This is a genomic window from Mariniphaga sediminis (genome assembly GCF_003573545.1).
Lineage (GTDB): Bacteria > Bacteroidota > Bacteroidia > Bacteroidales > Prolixibacteraceae > Mariniphaga > Mariniphaga sediminis.
Map to the genome: position 1 here is coordinate 620,061 of NZ_QWET01000001.1, position 19,053 is coordinate 639,113.

The following is a 19,053-nucleotide window of genomic DNA, read 5'->3' on the forward strand; positions in this document are numbered from 1 at the left end:
AGATATGTGTGGAATAGTAGGATACATTGGCAATAAAGAAGCTTATCCCGTTTTAATGAACGGACTGAAGATGCTGGAATATAGGGGATACGACTCGGCAGGTGTTGCATTGCTGAACGGGAGACTGGAGGTTATCAAAAAGATGGGTAAGGTTTCGGAACTTGAAAATTTTGCCATTTCAAAAAATGTAGCCGGAAACATTGGAATAGGACATACCCGTTGGGCAACGCACGGGGAGCCCAGCGATCAAAATGCCCATCCGCACCTGTCGATGGAAGGGATTTTTTCTGTGGTGCACAACGGCATCATAGAGAATTACGCTCAACTGAAAGAGGAACTGGAGAATCATAACTTCAGTTTCAGAAGTGAAACAGATACAGAGGTACTGGCTAATTTAATCGAATATTTTTATGGACAGGGGAAGGAAGTTACAGCAGAAATGGCTGTGCAGCTCGCTTTGACAAAGGTTGTAGGCGCTTACGGAATTGCCGTTTTGTGCAGCAACGAAAAGGATAAACTGATTGTGGCCCGAAAAGGTAGCCCGCTGGTGGTGGGACTTGGAAATGGGGAGTATTTTGTGGCAAGCGATGCTTCTCCCCTTGCAGCATTTACCGGTCATGTGGTTTATCTCAATGATTATGACATGGCCATCATTTATAAAAATAATTTCACGCTGAAAAATATAGCAAATAACCCGGTTTCTTTAACTGTTTCAAACCTCGATATGAAGATCGGGGAAATCAGTAAGGGTGACTTTGAGCATTTTATGCTGAAAGAAATATTTGAGCAACCCCAAACCATTGAAGAAACATTTAAAGGCCGGCTGAAACCGGAGTATCCTGATATTGTGCTGGGTGGATTACTGAATGTCTTTCCAAAAATTACAGCAGCCGGGCGGATTATAATTGTTGGGTGCGGAACCTCCTGGCATGCCGCCCTTATTGGTGAGTATTTAATGGAAGAGTATGCCCGGGTGCCAGTGGAGGTGGAATACGCTTCCGAATTCAGGTACCGTAACCCGGTGCTGGGAAAAAACGATGTGGTTATTTTGATCAGCCAGAGCGGAGAAACAGCCGATACATTAGCCGCGTTGCGGATGGCGAAGGAAAGGGGAGCTACGGTATTGGGCATATGTAACGTGGTGGGCTCCACCCTCGCGAGAGAAACAGAAGCCGGTGTTTTTACCCATGCCGGCGTGGAAATTGGCGTGGCTTCTACCAAAGCATTTACTGCGCAGGTAACTGTTCTTACCCTGTTTGCCCTTAAACTGGCAAAAACAAAAGGGACTGTTTCCACCGAAGAATATCAGGCATTGGTGAAAGAACTGGCGGAAATCCCGGCAAAAGGGCGGGCTATTCTGCAAAATAGTAATCATATTAAACAGGTTGCCGAAAAATATAAAGATGTTGTTAATGCACTCTACCTTGGCCGGGGAACACTTTTTCCGGTGGCAATGGAAGGAGCGCTAAAACTAAAAGAAATATCGTATATCCATGCCGAAGGATATGCTGCCGGGGAGATGAAACACGGCCCGATTGCCCTGGTGGATGATAACCTGCCTGTAATAGTAGTGGCCCCGCACGATGCCTACTATGAAAAAATTGTGAGTAATATCCAGGAAGTGAAAGCCCGCAAAGGAAATGTAATTGCCATTGTGACCGAAGGAGACACCGGCCTAATGGGAATGGCAAACGATATCATTGAAATACCAAAGTCACATCCTGCTCTGGCTCCCTTACTGGCTGTAATTCCTTTGCAATTGCTTGCCTACCACATGGCCGTTTTGCGAGGCTGCGATGTAGATCAGCCACGCAATCTCGCCAAGTCTGTTACGGTGGAGTAGTGGGGTAGAGGCATTCTGCATAAGAATGCCCCTGTTTTTTTTAGACTATTTCAGGCCTTTCTTTTCCAAATAGGGTTCAATAGAAGGCTCTTTGCCACGGAATGTTTTGTAAACTTCCATACCATCAGCCAAACCACATTTTTCAAGTAACTTCCTGAATTTTGCAGCTACTTCCTGGTTGAAGATATCTCCGGTTTCCTTAAAGGCATAAAAAGCATCCGTGTCAAGAACTCCTGCCCAGTAATAAACGTAATATCCGGCAGAGTAACCGCCACTGAAGATGTGGGCAAAATAGGTACTGCGGTAACGAGGAAGAATTTCCGGAATCAGTCCGATGTCGTCCATCGAAGCTTTTTCAAATGCGCGTACATCGTTAATGTCCGGATTTTCAGTTGTATGGAAATCCATATCCAGGAGTGCGGCAGCCACAAACTCACCGGTTTCAAATCCTTGGTTGAATGTGCCACTCATTTCCAGCTTTTTAATTAGTTCATCCGGAATCGGAGCGCCGGTTTGGTAATGTTTGGCGTATACCTTCATTACTTCGGGTTCAGCCGCCCAGTTTTCCATAATTTGTGAAGGTAATTCCACAAAATCGCGTGCTACGTCTCCTGAAGTACGATCATAAGGGCCATCGGCAAACAAGCCATGCAGTGCATGTCCAAATTCATGAAAAAGGGTGGAAACTTCGTCAAAGCTCAGCAGGGCAGGAGTGTCACCGGCAGGTCGGGTGAAGTTCATCACTATTGTTCCTACGGTTGGAACACGTTCGCCGTTGCGGTAAGTTGCATCCCTGAACTGAGTGGACCAGGCGCCTACTCTTTTCCCGTCGCGCGGGTGAAAATCCATATACAAAACCCCCAGTTTTGATCCATCTGCTTCCAGTACTTCATATACTTCGGCTTCAGGGTGGTATGTGGGCCAATCGCGTTGTTTAAATTGTAACCCGTACAAGTTCTCAGCCACGTAAAAAATTCCTTTTTTAGCATTTTCAAGGGAGAAGTATGGTTTAATTTCTGCTTCGTCGAGGTCAAATTTTTGCTTCCGCAGCTTTTCGGTATAATACCACCAATCCCAAGAGGCCAGCTCAAAATCACCGCCTTCACTATCTATAATCGCCTGCATTGCTTTCACATCCTGTTTGGCTATTTTCATGGCCGGATGCCAGAGTTTCATCAGAAAATCGTAAACGGCTTCCGGTGTTTTGGCCATATTTACATCGATAATATATTCCGCATGATTGTCAAAGCCCAGTAGTTCAGCACGCTGATCACGCAGTTTTACCATTTTTTTGATGATTTCCTTGTTGTCAAATTCATTATCGTTGTTACATCGCATGAAGTAACCACGGTAAAGTTTTTCCCGCAGTTCCCGTTTTTCCGAATACTGAAGGAAGGGAATCATACTGGGCTTAGCCAGGGTAAATACCCATTTGCCTTCTTCTCCGAACCCTTTTGCGTCGTCGGCAGCGCGGGCAATAACATCTTCCGGCAGCCCGGCCAAATCTTCCTGATTGTCAATCACCAGTTTAAAGTTCCGGTTGGTTTCGGCCAGCAGGTTTTCGCCAAACTGAAGACTCAGCTTCGACAACTCTTCATTCCATCCTCTGAGTTTTTCCTGATCCGCTGCCGAAAGGTTGGCACCGTTACGTACAAAATCTTCGTAGTATTTTTCGGTTGCCCTAAGTTGTTCTTCATCCAGCCCCAGGCTGTTACGTTTATCATAAACACTTTTGATCTTTTCAAACAAACCGGCGTTCATCATAATATTGTCGCTGTGCCGGGTTAAAAGGGGCGATATTTCACGCGCCAGCTCCTGCATCTTGTCATTGGTGTTGGCCGAATTCAGCGGGTAAAAGGTGCTGGTTACCATATCCAGTAATTGCCCTGCTTTGTCAAGTGCCAGAATGGTGTTGTCGAATGTTGGCTCCGACTTGTCTTCAACAATCGCATTCACTTCTGTTTCGTGTTTCCGGATGCCTTCCTCTACGGCGGGCAGAAAGTGTTCTTCTTTTATCTCATCAAATGGTGGAACGCCGTAAGGGGTGGTCCACTCTTTAAAAAAGGGATTTTCCATATTTGTTTCCGATTCTTTTTTCTGGTTCTGGCACGATAAAACAGCCATTCCCAAAACTATAATTCCAATTAAAATTTTTTTCATGGTTATATTTTTTCTTTTATGCACAAGAACACAAAATTATTATTTTTCGGTTCCTGAATCCATGATTCTTATTAGCTCTTTCATTTTTTCTGTAAATAGTAACGCCTTCACCCGCTGATAGTTTTTATTTTATGCTTTTATTGCGAGCGAATTATCGCGTTTTGCCGGAGCTGATGGGCTATTGGAAGAGGGTGAATAAACTCTCCCGTTTTACAGGGAACAGCAAATTTATTCTAACGAAGGGCAGATGACATTCTGTGCATTTTTAAGGTCACTATGAAAATCCGGTGTAGTAAAAAAGTAATCACGCTTAACTTTCAATATTTGTTTAACTTTTTTCCTACCCAAACATAATAGTCAGAATTTACTCACTACTCCAACCTGAACCTAAAACATAAGTACCCGAAAGAAATTTCCGGGTCAAGGTTGACTTTTATCTTCACCCAAAATCTTTTCAAAACTAACTTTAAGGGAGTGATTGAATATCACGAAACAGTGTGGGCTCGATGTAAGAAACTTTACCTGCAAAACCTTATTCATATAACAATCGACTGGTTATCCACTTGTTTGGGGCTTTGCCCCAATCCCCACTTCATTTTTCTCCTTTGGATGAGAAAAACGAAGCAAAAAGAATCATGTCAAAATTAACTTTTGCGTTTTTTCAATCTGGCGAACTAGCCCGACTGACGGAATTTTGACAGAGCCCGCATCAGGTATAGCTCACTTATAAACCGAAGTCAGGAATTGACAAAACAGTTACTCCATATATGAACATTTATGGCTAAATAAAGCTCATCGCAACGATGGCCTTGGTCGGTGAGCCCATTTTTATTGGAAAAATAATTGATTGGTTTTGCCTGTGTTGGGTATGTTACTGACAAAAATTTACCCATAGTAAGATATCTGTCTCATTGAAGCGCTTTCAGGTGAGATTATTTTATACATTGAAGGTATTGGTTGCCAGTTGTTTAATTTCTGATTACAGCGAGGCCGCTTTATCAAACCCGACCGTTTCCCGGTAGAATTGCGGCGAAACCTCCGCATTTTTTTTGAAGAACCGGCTAAAATAGAATTCATCATCATACCCCAGCTCAAAAGCGATTTCCTTTACTGTTTTGTTGGTAAGGTACAGTTCCCTTTTGGCTTCAACAATGATTCGTTCCGAAATCAATTCGGTGAGGGTTTTGTTGAAATGCGTTTTGGTAATTTTAGCCAATGATTTCGGACTAATAGCCAGGATATTGGCATAATCCCTGGGGCTGTGCTTTGTTTTATAGTGTGTTTCAATCGCATTTTTTAGATTTTGCAGTACAAATGGTTCCTCATTTTGTGTATTTGTACGCTGCAGCTCTGGAAATTGGGCCGTTTTTAGTCTTGAGGCGGTAATTAGAAATACTTTTAATAACGAAATAATCGATTCATTCTGTGCCAGTTCTTTTTGCTTTAATTCATCCTGTATTTGATCAATGAGTATTAAAAACCTGCTTTTAGAAGCTTCATCTATCTGCACCAGGGGCGGATCGTAAATATTATTGAAGAGTACGCCATGGCATGATACTTCTTTATGGTGCTTATGGATGCAGAAAAAATCGGAATGAAAATGAATAACTGTGGCATGCAGTTCCTGTTCCTGTAATAGCCAAAAGGGTTGGTATGGCGAAAAAGCCATAAGCGAGTTTGTTTTAAAATGATACTCTGAAAAATCGGCCCGTAGTGTTCCTTTCCCCTGATTTACCCATACCAAGGAATAGTAATTCAATCGTTGAATGTGGTCAAAAGGATTACTGCCTTTGATGGTGAAAATTTTAAAAGCCAGGTTTCCGGTCTGTGAATTCAGAAGTGTATGGTTACTTTCATATAACATTCGTTCAACTTAAAAGTATCTTTTATATTCGTTAACGATGGTGACAAAACGTTTTTGCATTAGGCCTTGTTCATTCCGTTTCAGGTTTTTGTTTCCAAATGTTCATCGTTTTTTTTGTTTTATGTCGGCATTCGTTTTTAAGCCGTACTGCATTTTTTTAATTCTGCATACCCTGTATCTTTTTGGATCGAATGAAAAGAAAGGCAAGCATCACCTTGCCTTTCTTCAGGGTAAACTTTATGCTGCCTCGGATGAGATCAGCCTGGATTCAGGAAAATCTACCTCTACCTTAATGGCATTGTTGAAATAATTGGTAAAAATGTTTAATGCAGTATGTGCAATTATTTCAGTTACGGCAGCGTCGGTATATCCCGCATTTTTTACCTCTGCGATATCAGCGCTACTTACACGGCCTTTTTTATTCACTAACTTTTGGGTAAAAGAAAGTGCTGCTTCTGTTTTCGGGTCAGCAGACCTACCTTCTTTGGCGGCTTCCAACGTCTGGCTGTCAATGCCCACTAAATTTCCACCAATGAATGTATGGGCTGCATTACAATATTCACAGCCATTTGCATTGGCCACAGTGAGGGCAATTAGTTCGGCGAGTTTCGCTCCCAGTGAGCTTGTTCCGAGATCGCCACTGAAGTTGAGGTAAGCGCTTAAAACGGCCGGTGAATTTCCCATAGTCCGCATCATATTGGGAACCATTCCTAATTTAGCCTGAATTCCGTCAAAAAGTTCTTTCGATTTTCCTGATGATATTTCAGGTTTTAGAGCTTCAATTCTTTGCATTTTTCTAATTTTTAATTCTGGTCAAAATTGACATTGCAAAGATTAGCGTAACGGACTAACTTAAGAATGGATGATTTTCGCAGATGAATGGACGATTTTAATTCATTTTGATCCATTCGATTTCATCCTTTTCGAAGCTGTCTAATTTATAGTCTGCTATTTCATAATTCATTTCTTTATTCCCATTTGTATAAGCAATCACAGTCATTCCTGCATTTTTGGCTGCTAGCATCCCAGCATATGAATCTTCAATTACAATACAATTTTCGGGTTTCGTATTTAATTTATGTGCTGCATTTAAATAAATTGAAGGGTCTGGTTTCCCTTTTATTTCAAACTCTGCAGATGAGATTGAGTCAAATAAATGTAAAATATTTAGTTTTTTTAAAACCACGGGAATAATTCTATTTGGGGAGTTTGTTGCTAATCCGACTTTATATTTTTCTGTTTTGAGCCGTTCTATAAATGTTTTTACTCCATTTATTTGGCAACTTTCCGTTTCAATGAGCTCAATAACCCGTGAAATAACCCTTTGCTCTGCGGTTTCTAAATCCATATTTTTCCAGGGATATTTGTTGTACCAAAATTGAGTAACTTCAGATGTTGTCATAGACCTGGTTATAGCAGAATATTCGTCAGTTACTTTAACTCCCAAAGAAGTAAATACTTCATGTTCTGCCTGTTTCCAGTATTTCTCCGAGTCAATAATAACCCCGTCCATATCAAATATAATTGCCTTTTTATTTGTCATATTTACTTGTTTATTGCAATCCTTTAACTTGCTGTCGGCGGCTGGTATACCCCCAAAACTTTGTATTCGCCAGTTAACCCCAAATGTTTTATACTCAATGTCAGGCGCTTCGATTTATTGTTTTTGTCATCCTGAAATTCATTAATTCTTTATTTCTTGATTTTTTTAATTGTTGTTTCTCAATAATATAACCGTGCTTTTCAAAAAAGTTTTTGGCTGTAATGCTTACATCTGAATAAATCGCATCATTACCTTGTTCTTTTGCTTTTTTTTCAATGATCCTTATCAAGTTGCCAGCAACTCCATGTCTTTGATAGTCTTTGTGAACAAAGATAAAATCCAAATATCCATCAGTAGCTAATGAACTAAACCCAACTAATTTGTCACCAATTATTGCTTTAATAAAATACTGTTTTTCAATTTTTTCTTCCCACTTATCGTGGTCTGTCCACCATGATGACCAATCTTCTATTTCATCTGCTGGATAATCATTTGAGTTCACATTCTGAATAGTGTCACGGAACAGCTGAGTTATCATGACAATATCTTGTTTCGTAGCTCTGTAAATTTTTATTCCGGTATTGAATAAATCCAAACAAAAGAGTCCGTTAGAGTTCTGTTTGAAGCCATTGTTTACAAGTACTTTTATTGATGATAAATTCTCTGAAACCGGGTCTGCTACAATATAAGCATATTCGTTTTTTGTTTTAATAAAGTCAACAAGTAAACGGACAATTTTTGAACCATATCCTTTCCCAATATAATCTATATCACCTATGAGATAATCAATTCCGACAGTTCCGATTGGTTCATTTGACCAATCTCCCTGCGGGGCTTTATCTGTTTCATAATATTGCAGAAATCCGATTGGATTGTTACATTCAACGATGAAATATTTCACCCAATCAGCATTAATGTTTTCCGTTATTTCATTAATCCAGTCCTGTGGATCGCCCCAAAATTTTTGAATGTAGTCCTGTTCCAACCACATTCTCATCATATCTATATCTTTTAGGGTAAATTTTCTCATTTTCATTGATGTTGCTGTTTTTATGGTTGTATCCAGTGGTTGGTTTATGGTGCGGTGCGGATTTCGTTGAGCGTTAGTGTCCGGCAGGACCTGACTGCGATGCAAGAATTTGGAGTTGCTAATCGCACCAATCCCTCTATGAAATATGTTCGTTGTTGTGAGCTGCTTTTTATTTGGAATCCATTTTAAAGGTAATATGTTTTTATTTTCATATACTTTAAACAAAATTGAAAACTAGCATCTTGAATTAATTAGTTTTCACAAAATTACTCTTCGTTGTTCTTTTTCAGTCTCTTTGCATCTTTTAATGCTTTATGAATTATCCATTCCAGTTGACCATTAATGCTCCTGAAATCGTCGGCAGCCCATTTTTCAACAGCTTCCATCATTTCCGGATTAATACGTAGTACGAATGTTTTTTTCTTTGGCATTTCCTCTTCCTTCTTTCTAACGTTCATTTTAATATCTGAATTATTCCAAATATCAGAATGGCTATCACTATTTCAATTGCAAGAATTATCAGAATTTTTTTTGTCTTCTTACCAAGCCATCCTTCCTGTTGCTGACTATTCCTTTTGCCAATTAAATACTTTTTATTCTCCCCCATTATTTTATGCATAGCGAATTCCATGGCTTGCTTCTTTTGTGTTCCTATCAATAATTTTTTTCCGTTTTTTAAATAAAGCTGCAAGCCTGTATTTCCTGAAATAGTATATGCCTGTCCGGATCTCCGTCTACTTCGAAATCCATATCCCCCGTATTCTCGCTTTGCTCTGTACTTGCGAATTTCAAACCGCTCAATTTCCTGAATTGTTATTTTGTACGATTTTCTCTTCAGCGGTGGAAATGTAATAAAGATTCCCTTATAAGTTATCTTTGTTTTTAACCTGCTTAATATCACTATTATTAGTGCTGAAATAATAAACAATACGGTTACACTTCCATAAAGAATAAGATGTGAAAAATCCTTTGAACTAAAATCCCACGACTGTCCCGAAAGTTCGTTGGCAAGTGGAATTACTATAGCTAGCAAGGCAGAACCCAATATCAGCCATAACCTCCACTGATTAAAGCGTTGTTCTTCCTTAAAAAGGATTTTTTCCATTTTAATATAATGTTCCGGTATTTACAATCGGTGTAGCATCTTTATCACCACACAAAACAACCATAAGGTTGCTCACCATAGATGCTTTTTTCTCTTCATCCAAATGAACAATTTCTTTCTGACTTAACTCGTCGAGTGCCATTTCAACCATGCTTACAGCGCCTTCTACAATTTTATAACGTGCAGCTACAATTGCCGTTGCCTGTTGGCGTTTTAACATGGCCTGCGCAATTTCCTGAGCGTATGCAATGTGATTGATACGGGCTTCAATAACATGTATACCCGCAATATCGAGACGTTCTTTTATTTCTTTTTCAAGTTCCGTATTCACTTCCTCAGTTCCATCGCGCAAAGTAACTTTGGCCGTTTCGTCTTCAATATTGTCGTAAGGATACAATCCTGCCAGTTTTCGCAATGCAGCTTCACTTTGTACAACAACAAAATGCTCGTATTCATCAACTCCAAAAGCAGCTTTGTAGGTTTCTTCCACCTTCCAAACCAGCACCAATCCAATCATAATAGGATTCCCCAGCTTATCATTTACTTTAATCGTTTCGCTGTCGAAATTTCGAGCCCGCAACGAAATTTTTTTCCGTACAAAGAACGGATTCACCCAGTAAAAGCCATTGGTTTTTATGGTTCCCTTATAGGCACCAAACAACACCAAAACACAACTCTGATTTGGGTCGACTACGGTAAAACCAATAGCCACTAAAACAAAAACAGGTATTAGAATTACGGAAGCTACAATCATTCCGCGTAAAAACCCAAATACGATGAGCAACAAAACAACCAATTCCAGAAATAAAAACATGTAGCCAGAAAATCCTTTGTATTGTTTTTCCATGACATTAAAATTTAATCAAATTGATATTAAAATAATATCACAATTATATGATTTTATTTTTTAAATGTCAATACTAAAAATGAAAAATTTCATATAAACAGATCAGAAATATAAAGGTTGGTTCATGTTGTGGCGTAGATTTTGGAGAGCGTTCCTGTCCGAAGGACCCGGAACTGCGAAACGAGAATCCGCAGTTGGCATACCACCGAACCCTGCCCTACAATATGTACTGTGTTAGCGGTAGTTTTTTATTCAACAGGATATTTTGTTATATCAGGTTCACTTGATTCAAAAAGTCCCGTTTCGTAAAAATAGTTTGCCATTTTTAGAGCGTCTCCGTTTGAATTTTTTGTTGCTCTTATTGTAAACCATTTTTTCATAAATTCATTTTGTTCAATCAGTTCTGTATTTGTTTCTGTAATAACATTATTTAAGTCTGTTAAATCTGTTTCATCAGATACTTTGACGTAAAAAAGACTACTGTAACTATTTACACATAAATCTCCTATTGGCTCCCAAATCAAGTTTTCGCAGTTGTCGGTTTGAATAGTGTAATGTGCATATGAGATTATACTATTTTGCTGTAAATCAGAAATTATTGAAGTTAATTCCTCGCAGTTTTTTGAAGATTTAAGTTTTAAAGGAATTTCTTTGTATTTGTAATTTGCTTGAGTGTAAATTGTGTAGTCGTAATTTTGGTCAAAGTAGCTTTCCGTAGAAATGTAATCTTGAATTTCATTGTCTGTATAAGTTGTATCACAGGCAATTAATAAATAATCATTTGATAATTCCCCTAAATAATCCTCAGCTCCGTTGTAGTATTTAAAATCAATATAATCGCAACTACTTTGTAGTTTGTCATTTTCACCATCGTCAATGCAACTTGCTAAAAGAAAAGGAAATAAAATCAAGAAAGGAAGATGTTTTTTCATTGGTTCTTTTTGTGTTAGATGATAAATATTCCCATTAGGTTGCGTTAAATTACCGCTAACGGTTGGTACATGTTGTCGGGGCGGATTTCGGAGAGCGTTCCTGTCCGAAGGACACGGAACTGCGAAACGGGGACCCGCAGTTGGCGTACCACAAAACCCCGACCTGCAATATGTACTGTGTTGTAACGCGTTTTTTATTTGTCATAAATGTTTGCATCAATGTCTGTGTAAGGTAAATGTTTCTTTAACCATGCAAGATGCTCCTCACTAATATTATTACCCCCAATAAATAGTCTCTCCAAATTAGGATACAGATTACTAATGGTGTATGGTAGTTCCGTTATTTTATTATTCGTTAAATCTAAAGTTGTTAGGTCTTTTAATTCTCCTATTTCAAGAGGTAAATTCTCAATTTGATTGTTAGCTAAATTCAATTGATCTAGAGTTTTGAGATTACTTATGTTGCGAGAAATTCCTATTATTTTATTATTAGACAAGTCAATCTTGAAATATTTGTTGTCTTTGGAACACAACCATATTGGAAATTCCTTAATCTCATTATTTTGTAATTCTAATACCTCCAAATATTTAAATTGTTGAATTCGGTAATCTATTACATGGATGTCATTGTTTCTAATTTTTATCCATTGCAAATTCTGGAAACTTGTCAGTTGTCCTGGGAATGTGTCCATATTTATTTTACAACTGATATCAAGTCTTTGTAGCTTTTTAAGTGGCAATAATTCATTTAAGTCAAGTCTTTGGTCTGAATTATTTATAGTAAGCATATAAACATCTGTCGGTTTTTCAAGTGCGTCGTGAATGTCCAAATATTGATTTTGGTCAATTAATTTGGAATCGGGCAGAGGTCTATTGCATCCTGAAATTGCGAAAAGAATTATTAAGTATGCGATTCTGGTTTTTTCTTTAATATGCCAATTTTTGAACATAAATCTCAGTTTTCTTTTTTTCAAAATGCGTTACAACGTTTGTGTATATGCATAGGTAAGTATATAACCTCTTTTACCTTACTATTTCGTGTCTTTTCTGTGCCAGGGGATGGGCTAGAAAATTTTTTCTGCGAATCGGTCTGTCCGGAATGTAACATAGGTTTTTGGTCGTTTGTTGATATACAAAAAATTAACAGGAGCTAAATTAGGAATTGCCACCGTAAAAAACAAGAGAAAGCAGAACAGAATATGCCGCTTTTACGGATGCTGTGTAAAACAGTCCGGCAAGGGGGAGGGGAGGCCTTCAGATGTATGGATTGAGTGGGTCTTTTACTTTCCGAATTCGTGTGTGGGGCTGTCTGCAAAGTTGATTCCTCATTTGGTAAACGAAACATTTTTCGGAACTTTCATATTTGCTGTTCAGCCCATACTACGTATGGCTGATGCTGATGTGACTTTGCGTAGAATGAGATAGTTAGTAATAGAATCATTCAATCCCCATTCTCATTCTTTATTTTAATCTTTTTATTATCGTTGTTTTAAAATCGTATTCGTTAATCTCATATTTATTCAGGTCAAACTGGTTATGGTCGAGGTATTTCTCAATAAAGGGTAAATCAGGTGCATAATGGAAGCATCCCCCCTTTTTTAACGATTGCAGTATGTTCATATACGTTTTGCCATATTCAATATAATTACCATCTTCTCTCAGATTATGGTGATTGAAATGATTTGAAAATCCCAGGTTACTTACGATGGTTCCCCATTTTTCTTTTTCGTAGCTGTATTCCAGCCAGTCTGCCGTTAGTAAATTTGAATTGGAAAATGTAAACCGGTCAATGCCGTATGCTTCGATTCCCTGATTTTTAAGGAGATTCACTAAATGTCCATTTTTTCCACACCCAATATCTAACACAGGTTGTAGTAATTGTGTTAGGTCTATATGTAAAATATTGATTTGTAATGTTGGGGTATATTCAGAACAGGCAACCGGATTGACTTTTTCGGTGTCGTTTTCATACATTTTTTCGGCGAACGGATTATTGTCTCGGAGCCAGTTTTTTAGTTTTTTATAGTGTTTTTTCGAAATGTCTTCGATCGAATCTGTTTTTGTATGAAAGCTCTCAAACAGGTCGGAGTAAATTTTTTTTAAGTTACTTTTCGCTTTTAAGTCAAACGAGTAGTATTGATTTACCCTGCAAAATTCTTCGATGGCTTTATCTGTCGTATAATCAATTAAGGCCTGTATTGAAACAGGATTTAAGCTGTCCATTTTTGAAATGGCATTCACTGTTTCTTGGGCAAACTGAAACAGTTCGGAATTATCAAGAAAAATGTTTTTACCCTGGTTAAATGCTATCTGATTATCGATATTTTTTATGAACCTGTCCATTTGCCTTGGTTTCATTCATGCAGTGCTTTTTATCTTTTTAAATCAAATTTGTATCCTAAAGACAGTCCAATTATCCTGTTTCCCGATTTAATCTCACTGACTTGCGTAATATTTGCTAATCCATAACTGTAATTTAGTCTCATAACAATTCGTTGAATTTCCATTCCTATTCCAGCTTGTAATCCATAATCCAGTCTTTTCCAGCTGCTATCCTTTCCCATCCGATTACTGTAGGATTTTTTTTCTGATACTTCCTTTTCCCAGTTGTATTCACTTATCGTAGAATTTTCATTTAGTCCCACTCCAACGTATGGTCCAAGTATAAACAGGATCGGTAAATTTTTGAATTTGGAAGACATTCTTATCGACAAAGGAATTTCAAAATAATTTAGTGTTCTATTCTCATAAATAGGAAGATACTCTCCTTCGTAATTAGGTACAGGATAATATGTGTCTAATTTGTATCCTTTCGATGAGAACAGTAGTCCCGTCTCAAATGAAAACAATTCAGACAATGGTAATTCAGCCGTTGCTCCCAAAAGTAATCTTGGAACCATTTGATATTCTTTACTATAAGTTTCAATATCACTTTTTGAAAGCATTGTCGATAAATTAATTCCTGCTTTTACTTCAAAAGTCTGGGAAAATGATTTCATGCTAAATATTAGTATAAAAAGGGGTAATACGAATAGCACTGGTTTTATCATATTGTTGATTTTTTGTTTTTAAACTTGCCAATAACCTCTGCGTTTCTGAGTGGGTAAATATATATATTTATTGAAAGCATAATTCCATGCCTTTCCTTGTCTCTTGAGGTTGGCGGAAGAATTTTTTCTGCGATTCGGTCTTTCCTGAATGCAACATTGTTTTTTGTCTTGTGTGGTTGTTATGATGTCTCACAGGCCTTAAACTGCAAGGAAAACATTATAGTAAGGCCAAAAGCTTGTTTTATCGTTTTGTCAGATCGGTGGTAATTTTCTAAAACTGCAAAAAACAAAGTTTTGTATGGTGCCGGAGGGTGTCTTGTGGTCAACTGTTATACACTTTATTTTCTCAAAGAATTTTTTCAGTCGGTTTGTCATGGTTGTTTCAGAGTATTGCTTGATTTCAATGCCACTACATTCTTTCGGTCCCTCCTCCGAAAAAGTGCCGATAACCAGGATTCCTTCTGGGTTAATATTTAATTGAGCCGTTTCCAGGTAGTTTGATATTTCCTGTTCATCCGTTAAAAAGTGAAATGCTGCCCGGTCGTGCCAGAAGTCATACTTCTCAAGCGGTTTAAAATTTGCTGCATCTGCAATAATCCACTTTACTTTATTTGCCCGTTCACCAAGTCGTTGTTTGGCTCTGTCAATGGCAGCTGCTGAAATGTCAAGAACCGAAATGTTTTGATAGCCTAAATCGAGTAAATGATCAACCAACAAACTGTCGCCACCACCTATGTCAATAATTTTTGCCGTGGCCGGCACATTCAGTTGTTTGAAGAAGTCCAGCGAGGTTTCCGGCGTTGGTTGAAACCAACTTACCTCTTTAAGTTCTTTTGTTTGGTAAATATTTTCCCAATGCTTTTTTCTGTCAAAATTTTCCATTTTTTCTGTAATCGTTTTGTCTTGCGCACCATCTTGAACTGTATGCCGCGTGGCCGATAAAGGGCAATTTCACTTTCAAACCCAGATAATATTTTGTAGTAGAAAAGCCAATAAACATGCACTCTCACGGTTATGACATACAGATTATTTCCAATCATATTTTCTATCGTAAATATACGGTTTTCAAATTAGAATTACTCAAAATCCTTGTTTCGGGCGCGTATCAACATACTCTTTCTCACGGGTTAAAATATTTCTGTTTTTTCCTGAATTAAACCGGTAACTGAGCCGGAACATTAATGGAACAGTTGGCAATTTCAGGTTGCCGGTATATTCGCTTGTGAAAGTGGTAGATTGAATTTCAGATTCCTGGTAAACAAATGTTTTTGCAAACGGAAGGGCACTGACGATCCCGACCTTAAGGTTTTTCTTAAATGTTTTATCCAGTGAAATAAAGTAAAGCGCCTCGCAAAAAGCATTGTTCTGAATGTTTTCTTTGGGGGTTGCATATTGGAAGATAGCAGACAACGCAAAACTTTTTTTGAAGGATAAAATAGAGGAGATACTTGATTCAACAACCAGGTTGTTTTTATTGGCTACTCCATATCGTTTTGCGGTGTTGTTCGCGTAAGTTGATTGGTTGTAGAAACGAAAAGACGGATTAACGGACACTATCCCGAATTTTAGCGCTCCTGCTAATTGCAACCCATATTGATGAATATCCCCGAGGTTATGTGCCTGTGTAACAAATATACGGTTGTCGTTTAAATAGGTCAGGTGATTGATTGCATGAGACCTTGTTTCGTAAAATAGCCGGGCCGACATGTAATTACTTTTGAAACGAGTGGAGTATTCTAATTGTATCTGGTTGCGGAACTCTGAACTTAGAAGGGGGTTGCCTTTGCGCAACGTGTAAGGGGCGTCAATGTAAGTATACGGATTAAGAGAATATACCGAAGGGCGGTTGACCGAACGACGGTATGACAGATAAAGATCGCTATGCTCGCTTATTTGGTAGTGAAATGCAACATAAGGCAATAAAGAAAAAGATGAATTGTGCTGATTTTCGTTTAGCTTTGTTTCTGCGTTTTCAGCTCTTAGTCCCAGGTTGAGATTAAAATTGGGCATTTGGTAGTTTAGCGCACTATACAAAGCATAGACTTGTTCGTTGAAACGAAAGCCATCTGATGTATTGTCGTGCATGTCACGGGTTTTCATTTTTATTCCCGAGCTCCAATTTAAATTTTCATTGAGTGGGTTTGTAAAATCAACCTTCCACACAAAGGTTGTTTGCCCTGGCCTTTCGGTATTGGTTTGGTTCTCCATATCATTTTGGTAGCTAACCTTATTTTCAGAACGAATATGTGCATGGCTAATATCAATCGTTAACTCTCGTTTTTCTGTATTGAATAAGTGTTTGTAATAAAGGGAATTAAGGCGATTTTTGTTTTTGTCGGTTTCTTCTCTTCGAGCTTCCCACCCGGAGTTTCCGGTTGCTTGAAGAATAACGTCACCGTCTTGTTCATAGGAGTAAGGGTTTAGAAAGCCATAAAAGTTAAAAACATCCTTCGGAGTTAGATGGTAATCAATGCCGTAATGAAATTTGTGCGATAGGTTTTTTTGTCTTACATGCTGAACGGACGAAAGATTAGTAATCGCAGTATTGCCAATGATTTGTCGCGAGATTTTTTCGTCTATATTTTCGTAATTGATTTCACCGTTGTACGAAGTGTATAGGTTGATTTTATTGTAATTGTAGTTTAAACGGTAGGTCGGGAACATATATATCACCTCGGAAGAAAGGGGGATTTCAGAAAAAAGATGGCCGCTAAAGCCACTTACATTCTCTTTTTTCAGAACAATATTTATAACACCCGACACATTCCCGTCGTAGTTCGGAGGGGGCGTATCCAATACCTCAATCTTGTCTATAGTGGATGGGCTAAGCTGACTGATATAACTTTTGTCGCGTTCTTTTCCATCTACAAAAAGCAGAATGTTTGACTGCCCGTTAATCGAAATATTTTGTTTTAGATCCACCTGCACTCCGGGAATGTGTCTTAGTAGTTCCGGGGCATTACCCGTTGCTGAAAGCATTTTGTTGTTTATGTAGTAAATCGTTTTGTCTGTTTCCGATTTTCCCTGGATACGGTCGGCAACAATAAAAGTTTCGGTAATAAAGAGCAACGAATCCTGAAGATAAATGACGCCGGCGTTGATTGTTGCGGGAGTTGTTATTTTAAACGTTTTGTTGGCCGTTCGGTAGCCAACGGAAGTCACCTGTAACTGGTATTTTCCATTTGGAATCTGGTTGATTGAAAAAACGCCATTATCATCGCTAATGGTTCCCGACAACCATTGTGATGTATTGCCGGAAATGTCCATGAAGCGGAGGGTGGCGTAGGGGAGAGGCTGATTGTTTTTTGCATCAAGAATTTTACCTGTGATTGTCGATGTATTTTGAGCGCAAATGCTGATTGATCCTAAAAGAAACAGGCTTAATATGATATATTTTATTGTAAAATACCGTTTCCCGACTAAGCTTTTCATTGGTGTAAAATTTTAAGTTTTTACACAAAGAAAAGCCGGAGGATACCTGTTCTGCAAATTGTTGTGACAGGGAACTCTGAATTGGGACAGAAGGCAAAGCGGAGTCAAAAAATGATTTGGGAGGCAAACTTTTTGTGATGGGCGAATAAATAATCTCAACTCATGAGCTGTTCAAATTGCCGGGCATTTTGCCGCGATACGGGAACAATGTCTTTGCAATTTGCGAGTGATAAGCGATAGCCTAAGGCGTTTCCTTTTCTGGATGTGATTTTGTTTAGATTGACAATAAAAGCGCGGTGTGTCCGCATAAAATGAGGGATGGTCGAAAGTTGTGTTTCAATCTCGCTGATTGAATTCCGGATGGTTATATGAAGGGGGGCATTTTGCCTGATAAGATGAAAAATCACATAATTCCCTTTTGATTCGGCAAAAAGAAATTCGTGTGGATAAAAATTTAAATGCTCTTTTTTTGCCTTCGATTCAATGTTGATTAAGGCCCCCTGGCTGTCTTGGGGTTTGTTATTTGGTTGGTAGCTTTGAAAAGTTTCCCGGGCAAATGCATATCGAATATTAAACAGGGTGGGCAGGGTTACCGGGATTATTCCAACTAAGATGGCACGGGAAAAGGAGTCGAAGAAGGTAGGCAGGTTCCATCGCGAACTTGCTGGTTCCATCACAAAACCGGCAAAATAGGCTGAAATGCCAATGAAAAGAAGTAGCAATACAACAGAAAGTATTTCTGAGGTAATTGTCCAGTTGCCTTTCGGAAAGAAACAGTTTGTGCGTGAAATAATTGTTGCAGCCAACATCTCAACGATTGAAATAATGGCACAATAGGCTAACATTGTAAAGTTAAAGCTGAATACCCCGGCTTTGTGTACGTTGAGGGGGCGATAAATCACAATAAACACAAACAGCACAACAAAGAAAAGGATGGCTCCAATAGAAGGTTTTCTTATCAGTAAATTTTGTGGAAATGAGCTAAACAGCAGGTCTTTCATTTGTCGCTTCCCTTTCCCCATATCGCTTTGGTTTTACATCAGTATTGGTTCTACATAAATAAAATTCAAAGTTAAAATTTGTATGGAGTCAAATAAAGTCAGGTTTGCTTTTTATTCAATAACGTCAGTTCGATGTAAGAAACCTAAGAAATTGCTAGCAAAAAAGCAAAGTTTTGTTTATATTTAAGTGTCTTATATTTAAATATTTAACAAACAAAACCTTGCTCTGATATGGACTCTAAAATT

16 protein-coding genes are annotated in these 19,053 nt (G+C 38.4%); 1 reads left to right on the forward strand and 15 read right to left on the reverse strand.

The genetic code is table 11. The features are described from left to right. The first annotated feature begins 4 nt into the window (after positions 1–4). Positions 5–1,843 (forward strand): glutamine--fructose-6-phosphate transaminase (isomerizing), encoded by a 1,839-nt coding sequence (glmS, locus tag D1164_RS02275; protein ID WP_119348294.1) that lies wholly within the window; start codon positions 5–7, stop codon positions 1,841–1,843. 45 nt (positions 1,844–1,888) lie between these two features. Here glmS and D1164_RS02280 read toward each other — a convergent pair whose 3' ends face one another. The 15 genes from D1164_RS02280 to D1164_RS02355 all read right to left on the reverse strand — a co-directional run bounded on the left by D1164_RS02280 (position 1,889) and on the right by D1164_RS02355 (position 18,828). After that, complete coding sequence (locus tag D1164_RS02280) at positions 1,889–4,003, reverse strand: M3 family metallopeptidase (protein ID WP_119348295.1); 2,115 nt, start codon at positions 4,001–4,003, stop codon at positions 1,889–1,891. 979 nt (positions 4,004–4,982) lie between these two features. After that, positions 4,983–5,867, reverse strand: a complete 885-nt coding sequence (locus D1164_RS02285) for a helix-turn-helix domain-containing protein (RefSeq protein WP_119348296.1) — start codon at positions 5,865–5,867, stop codon at positions 4,983–4,985. Positions 5,868–6,104: 237 nt separating this feature from the next. After that, the gene (locus tag D1164_RS02290; RefSeq protein ID WP_119348297.1) at positions 6,105–6,659 is read right to left on the reverse strand and encodes a carboxymuconolactone decarboxylase family protein; all 555 of its coding nucleotides are present in this window, start codon (positions 6,657–6,659) and stop codon (positions 6,105–6,107) included. A gap of 97 nt (positions 6,660–6,756) precedes the next feature. Then, positions 6,757–7,410 (reverse strand): hexitol phosphatase HxpB, encoded by a 654-nt coding sequence (gene hxpB / locus D1164_RS02295; protein WP_119348298.1) that lies wholly within the window; start codon positions 7,408–7,410, stop codon positions 6,757–6,759. Positions 7,411–7,510: 100 nt separating this feature from the next. Next, entirely contained in the window at positions 7,511–8,665 is a 1,155-nt protein-coding gene (locus tag D1164_RS02300) for a GNAT family N-acetyltransferase (protein ID WP_119348299.1), read from the reverse strand. Between the two features lie 41 nt (positions 8,666–8,706). Continuing rightward, positions 8,707–8,898, reverse strand: coding sequence for an Arc family DNA-binding protein (locus D1164_RS02305; RefSeq protein WP_241558241.1), 192 nt, complete (start codon positions 8,896–8,898; stop codon positions 8,707–8,709). Further along, on the reverse strand, positions 8,895–9,545 hold the full coding sequence (locus D1164_RS02310) for a hypothetical protein (protein ID WP_119348300.1): 651 nt from the start codon (positions 9,543–9,545) through the stop codon (positions 8,895–8,897). The genes D1164_RS02305 and D1164_RS02310 overlap by 4 nt, the downstream gene beginning before the upstream one ends. A gap of 1 nt (position 9,546) precedes the next feature. Then, the gene (locus D1164_RS02315; RefSeq protein ID WP_119348301.1) at positions 9,547–10,392 is read right to left on the reverse strand and encodes an SPFH domain-containing protein; all 846 of its coding nucleotides are present in this window, start codon (positions 10,390–10,392) and stop codon (positions 9,547–9,549) included. Positions 10,393–10,640: 248 nt separating this feature from the next. Then, complete coding sequence (locus D1164_RS02320; RefSeq protein WP_119348302.1) at positions 10,641–11,324, reverse strand: hypothetical protein; 684 nt, start codon at positions 11,322–11,324, stop codon at positions 10,641–10,643. Between the two features lie 194 nt (positions 11,325–11,518). Continuing rightward, positions 11,519–12,274: a leucine-rich repeat domain-containing protein gene (locus D1164_RS02325; RefSeq protein ID WP_119348303.1), complete on the reverse strand. Its 756-nt coding sequence runs from the start codon at positions 12,272–12,274 to the stop codon at positions 11,519–11,521. 511 nt (positions 12,275–12,785) lie between these two features. Then, the gene (locus D1164_RS02335) at positions 12,786–13,682 is read right to left on the reverse strand and encodes a methyltransferase domain-containing protein (RefSeq protein WP_119348305.1); all 897 of its coding nucleotides are present in this window, start codon (positions 13,680–13,682) and stop codon (positions 12,786–12,788) included. 14 nt (positions 13,683–13,696) lie between these two features. Next, positions 13,697–14,374: a porin family protein gene (locus D1164_RS02340; protein WP_119348306.1), complete on the reverse strand. Its 678-nt coding sequence runs from the start codon at positions 14,372–14,374 to the stop codon at positions 13,697–13,699. A 252-nt stretch (positions 14,375–14,626) separates the two neighbouring features. Further along, positions 14,627–15,256, reverse strand: a complete 630-nt coding sequence (locus tag D1164_RS02345; protein ID WP_119348307.1) for a class I SAM-dependent methyltransferase — start codon at positions 15,254–15,256, stop codon at positions 14,627–14,629. Between the two features lie 198 nt (positions 15,257–15,454). Next, complete coding sequence (locus tag D1164_RS02350) at positions 15,455–17,806, reverse strand: TonB-dependent receptor (protein WP_119348308.1); 2,352 nt, start codon at positions 17,804–17,806, stop codon at positions 15,455–15,457. A 155-nt stretch (positions 17,807–17,961) separates the two neighbouring features. Next, positions 17,962–18,828, reverse strand: a complete 867-nt coding sequence (locus tag D1164_RS02355) for a LytR/AlgR family response regulator transcription factor (RefSeq protein ID WP_119348309.1) — start codon at positions 18,826–18,828, stop codon at positions 17,962–17,964. Positions 18,829–19,053: the final 225 nt, after the last annotated feature.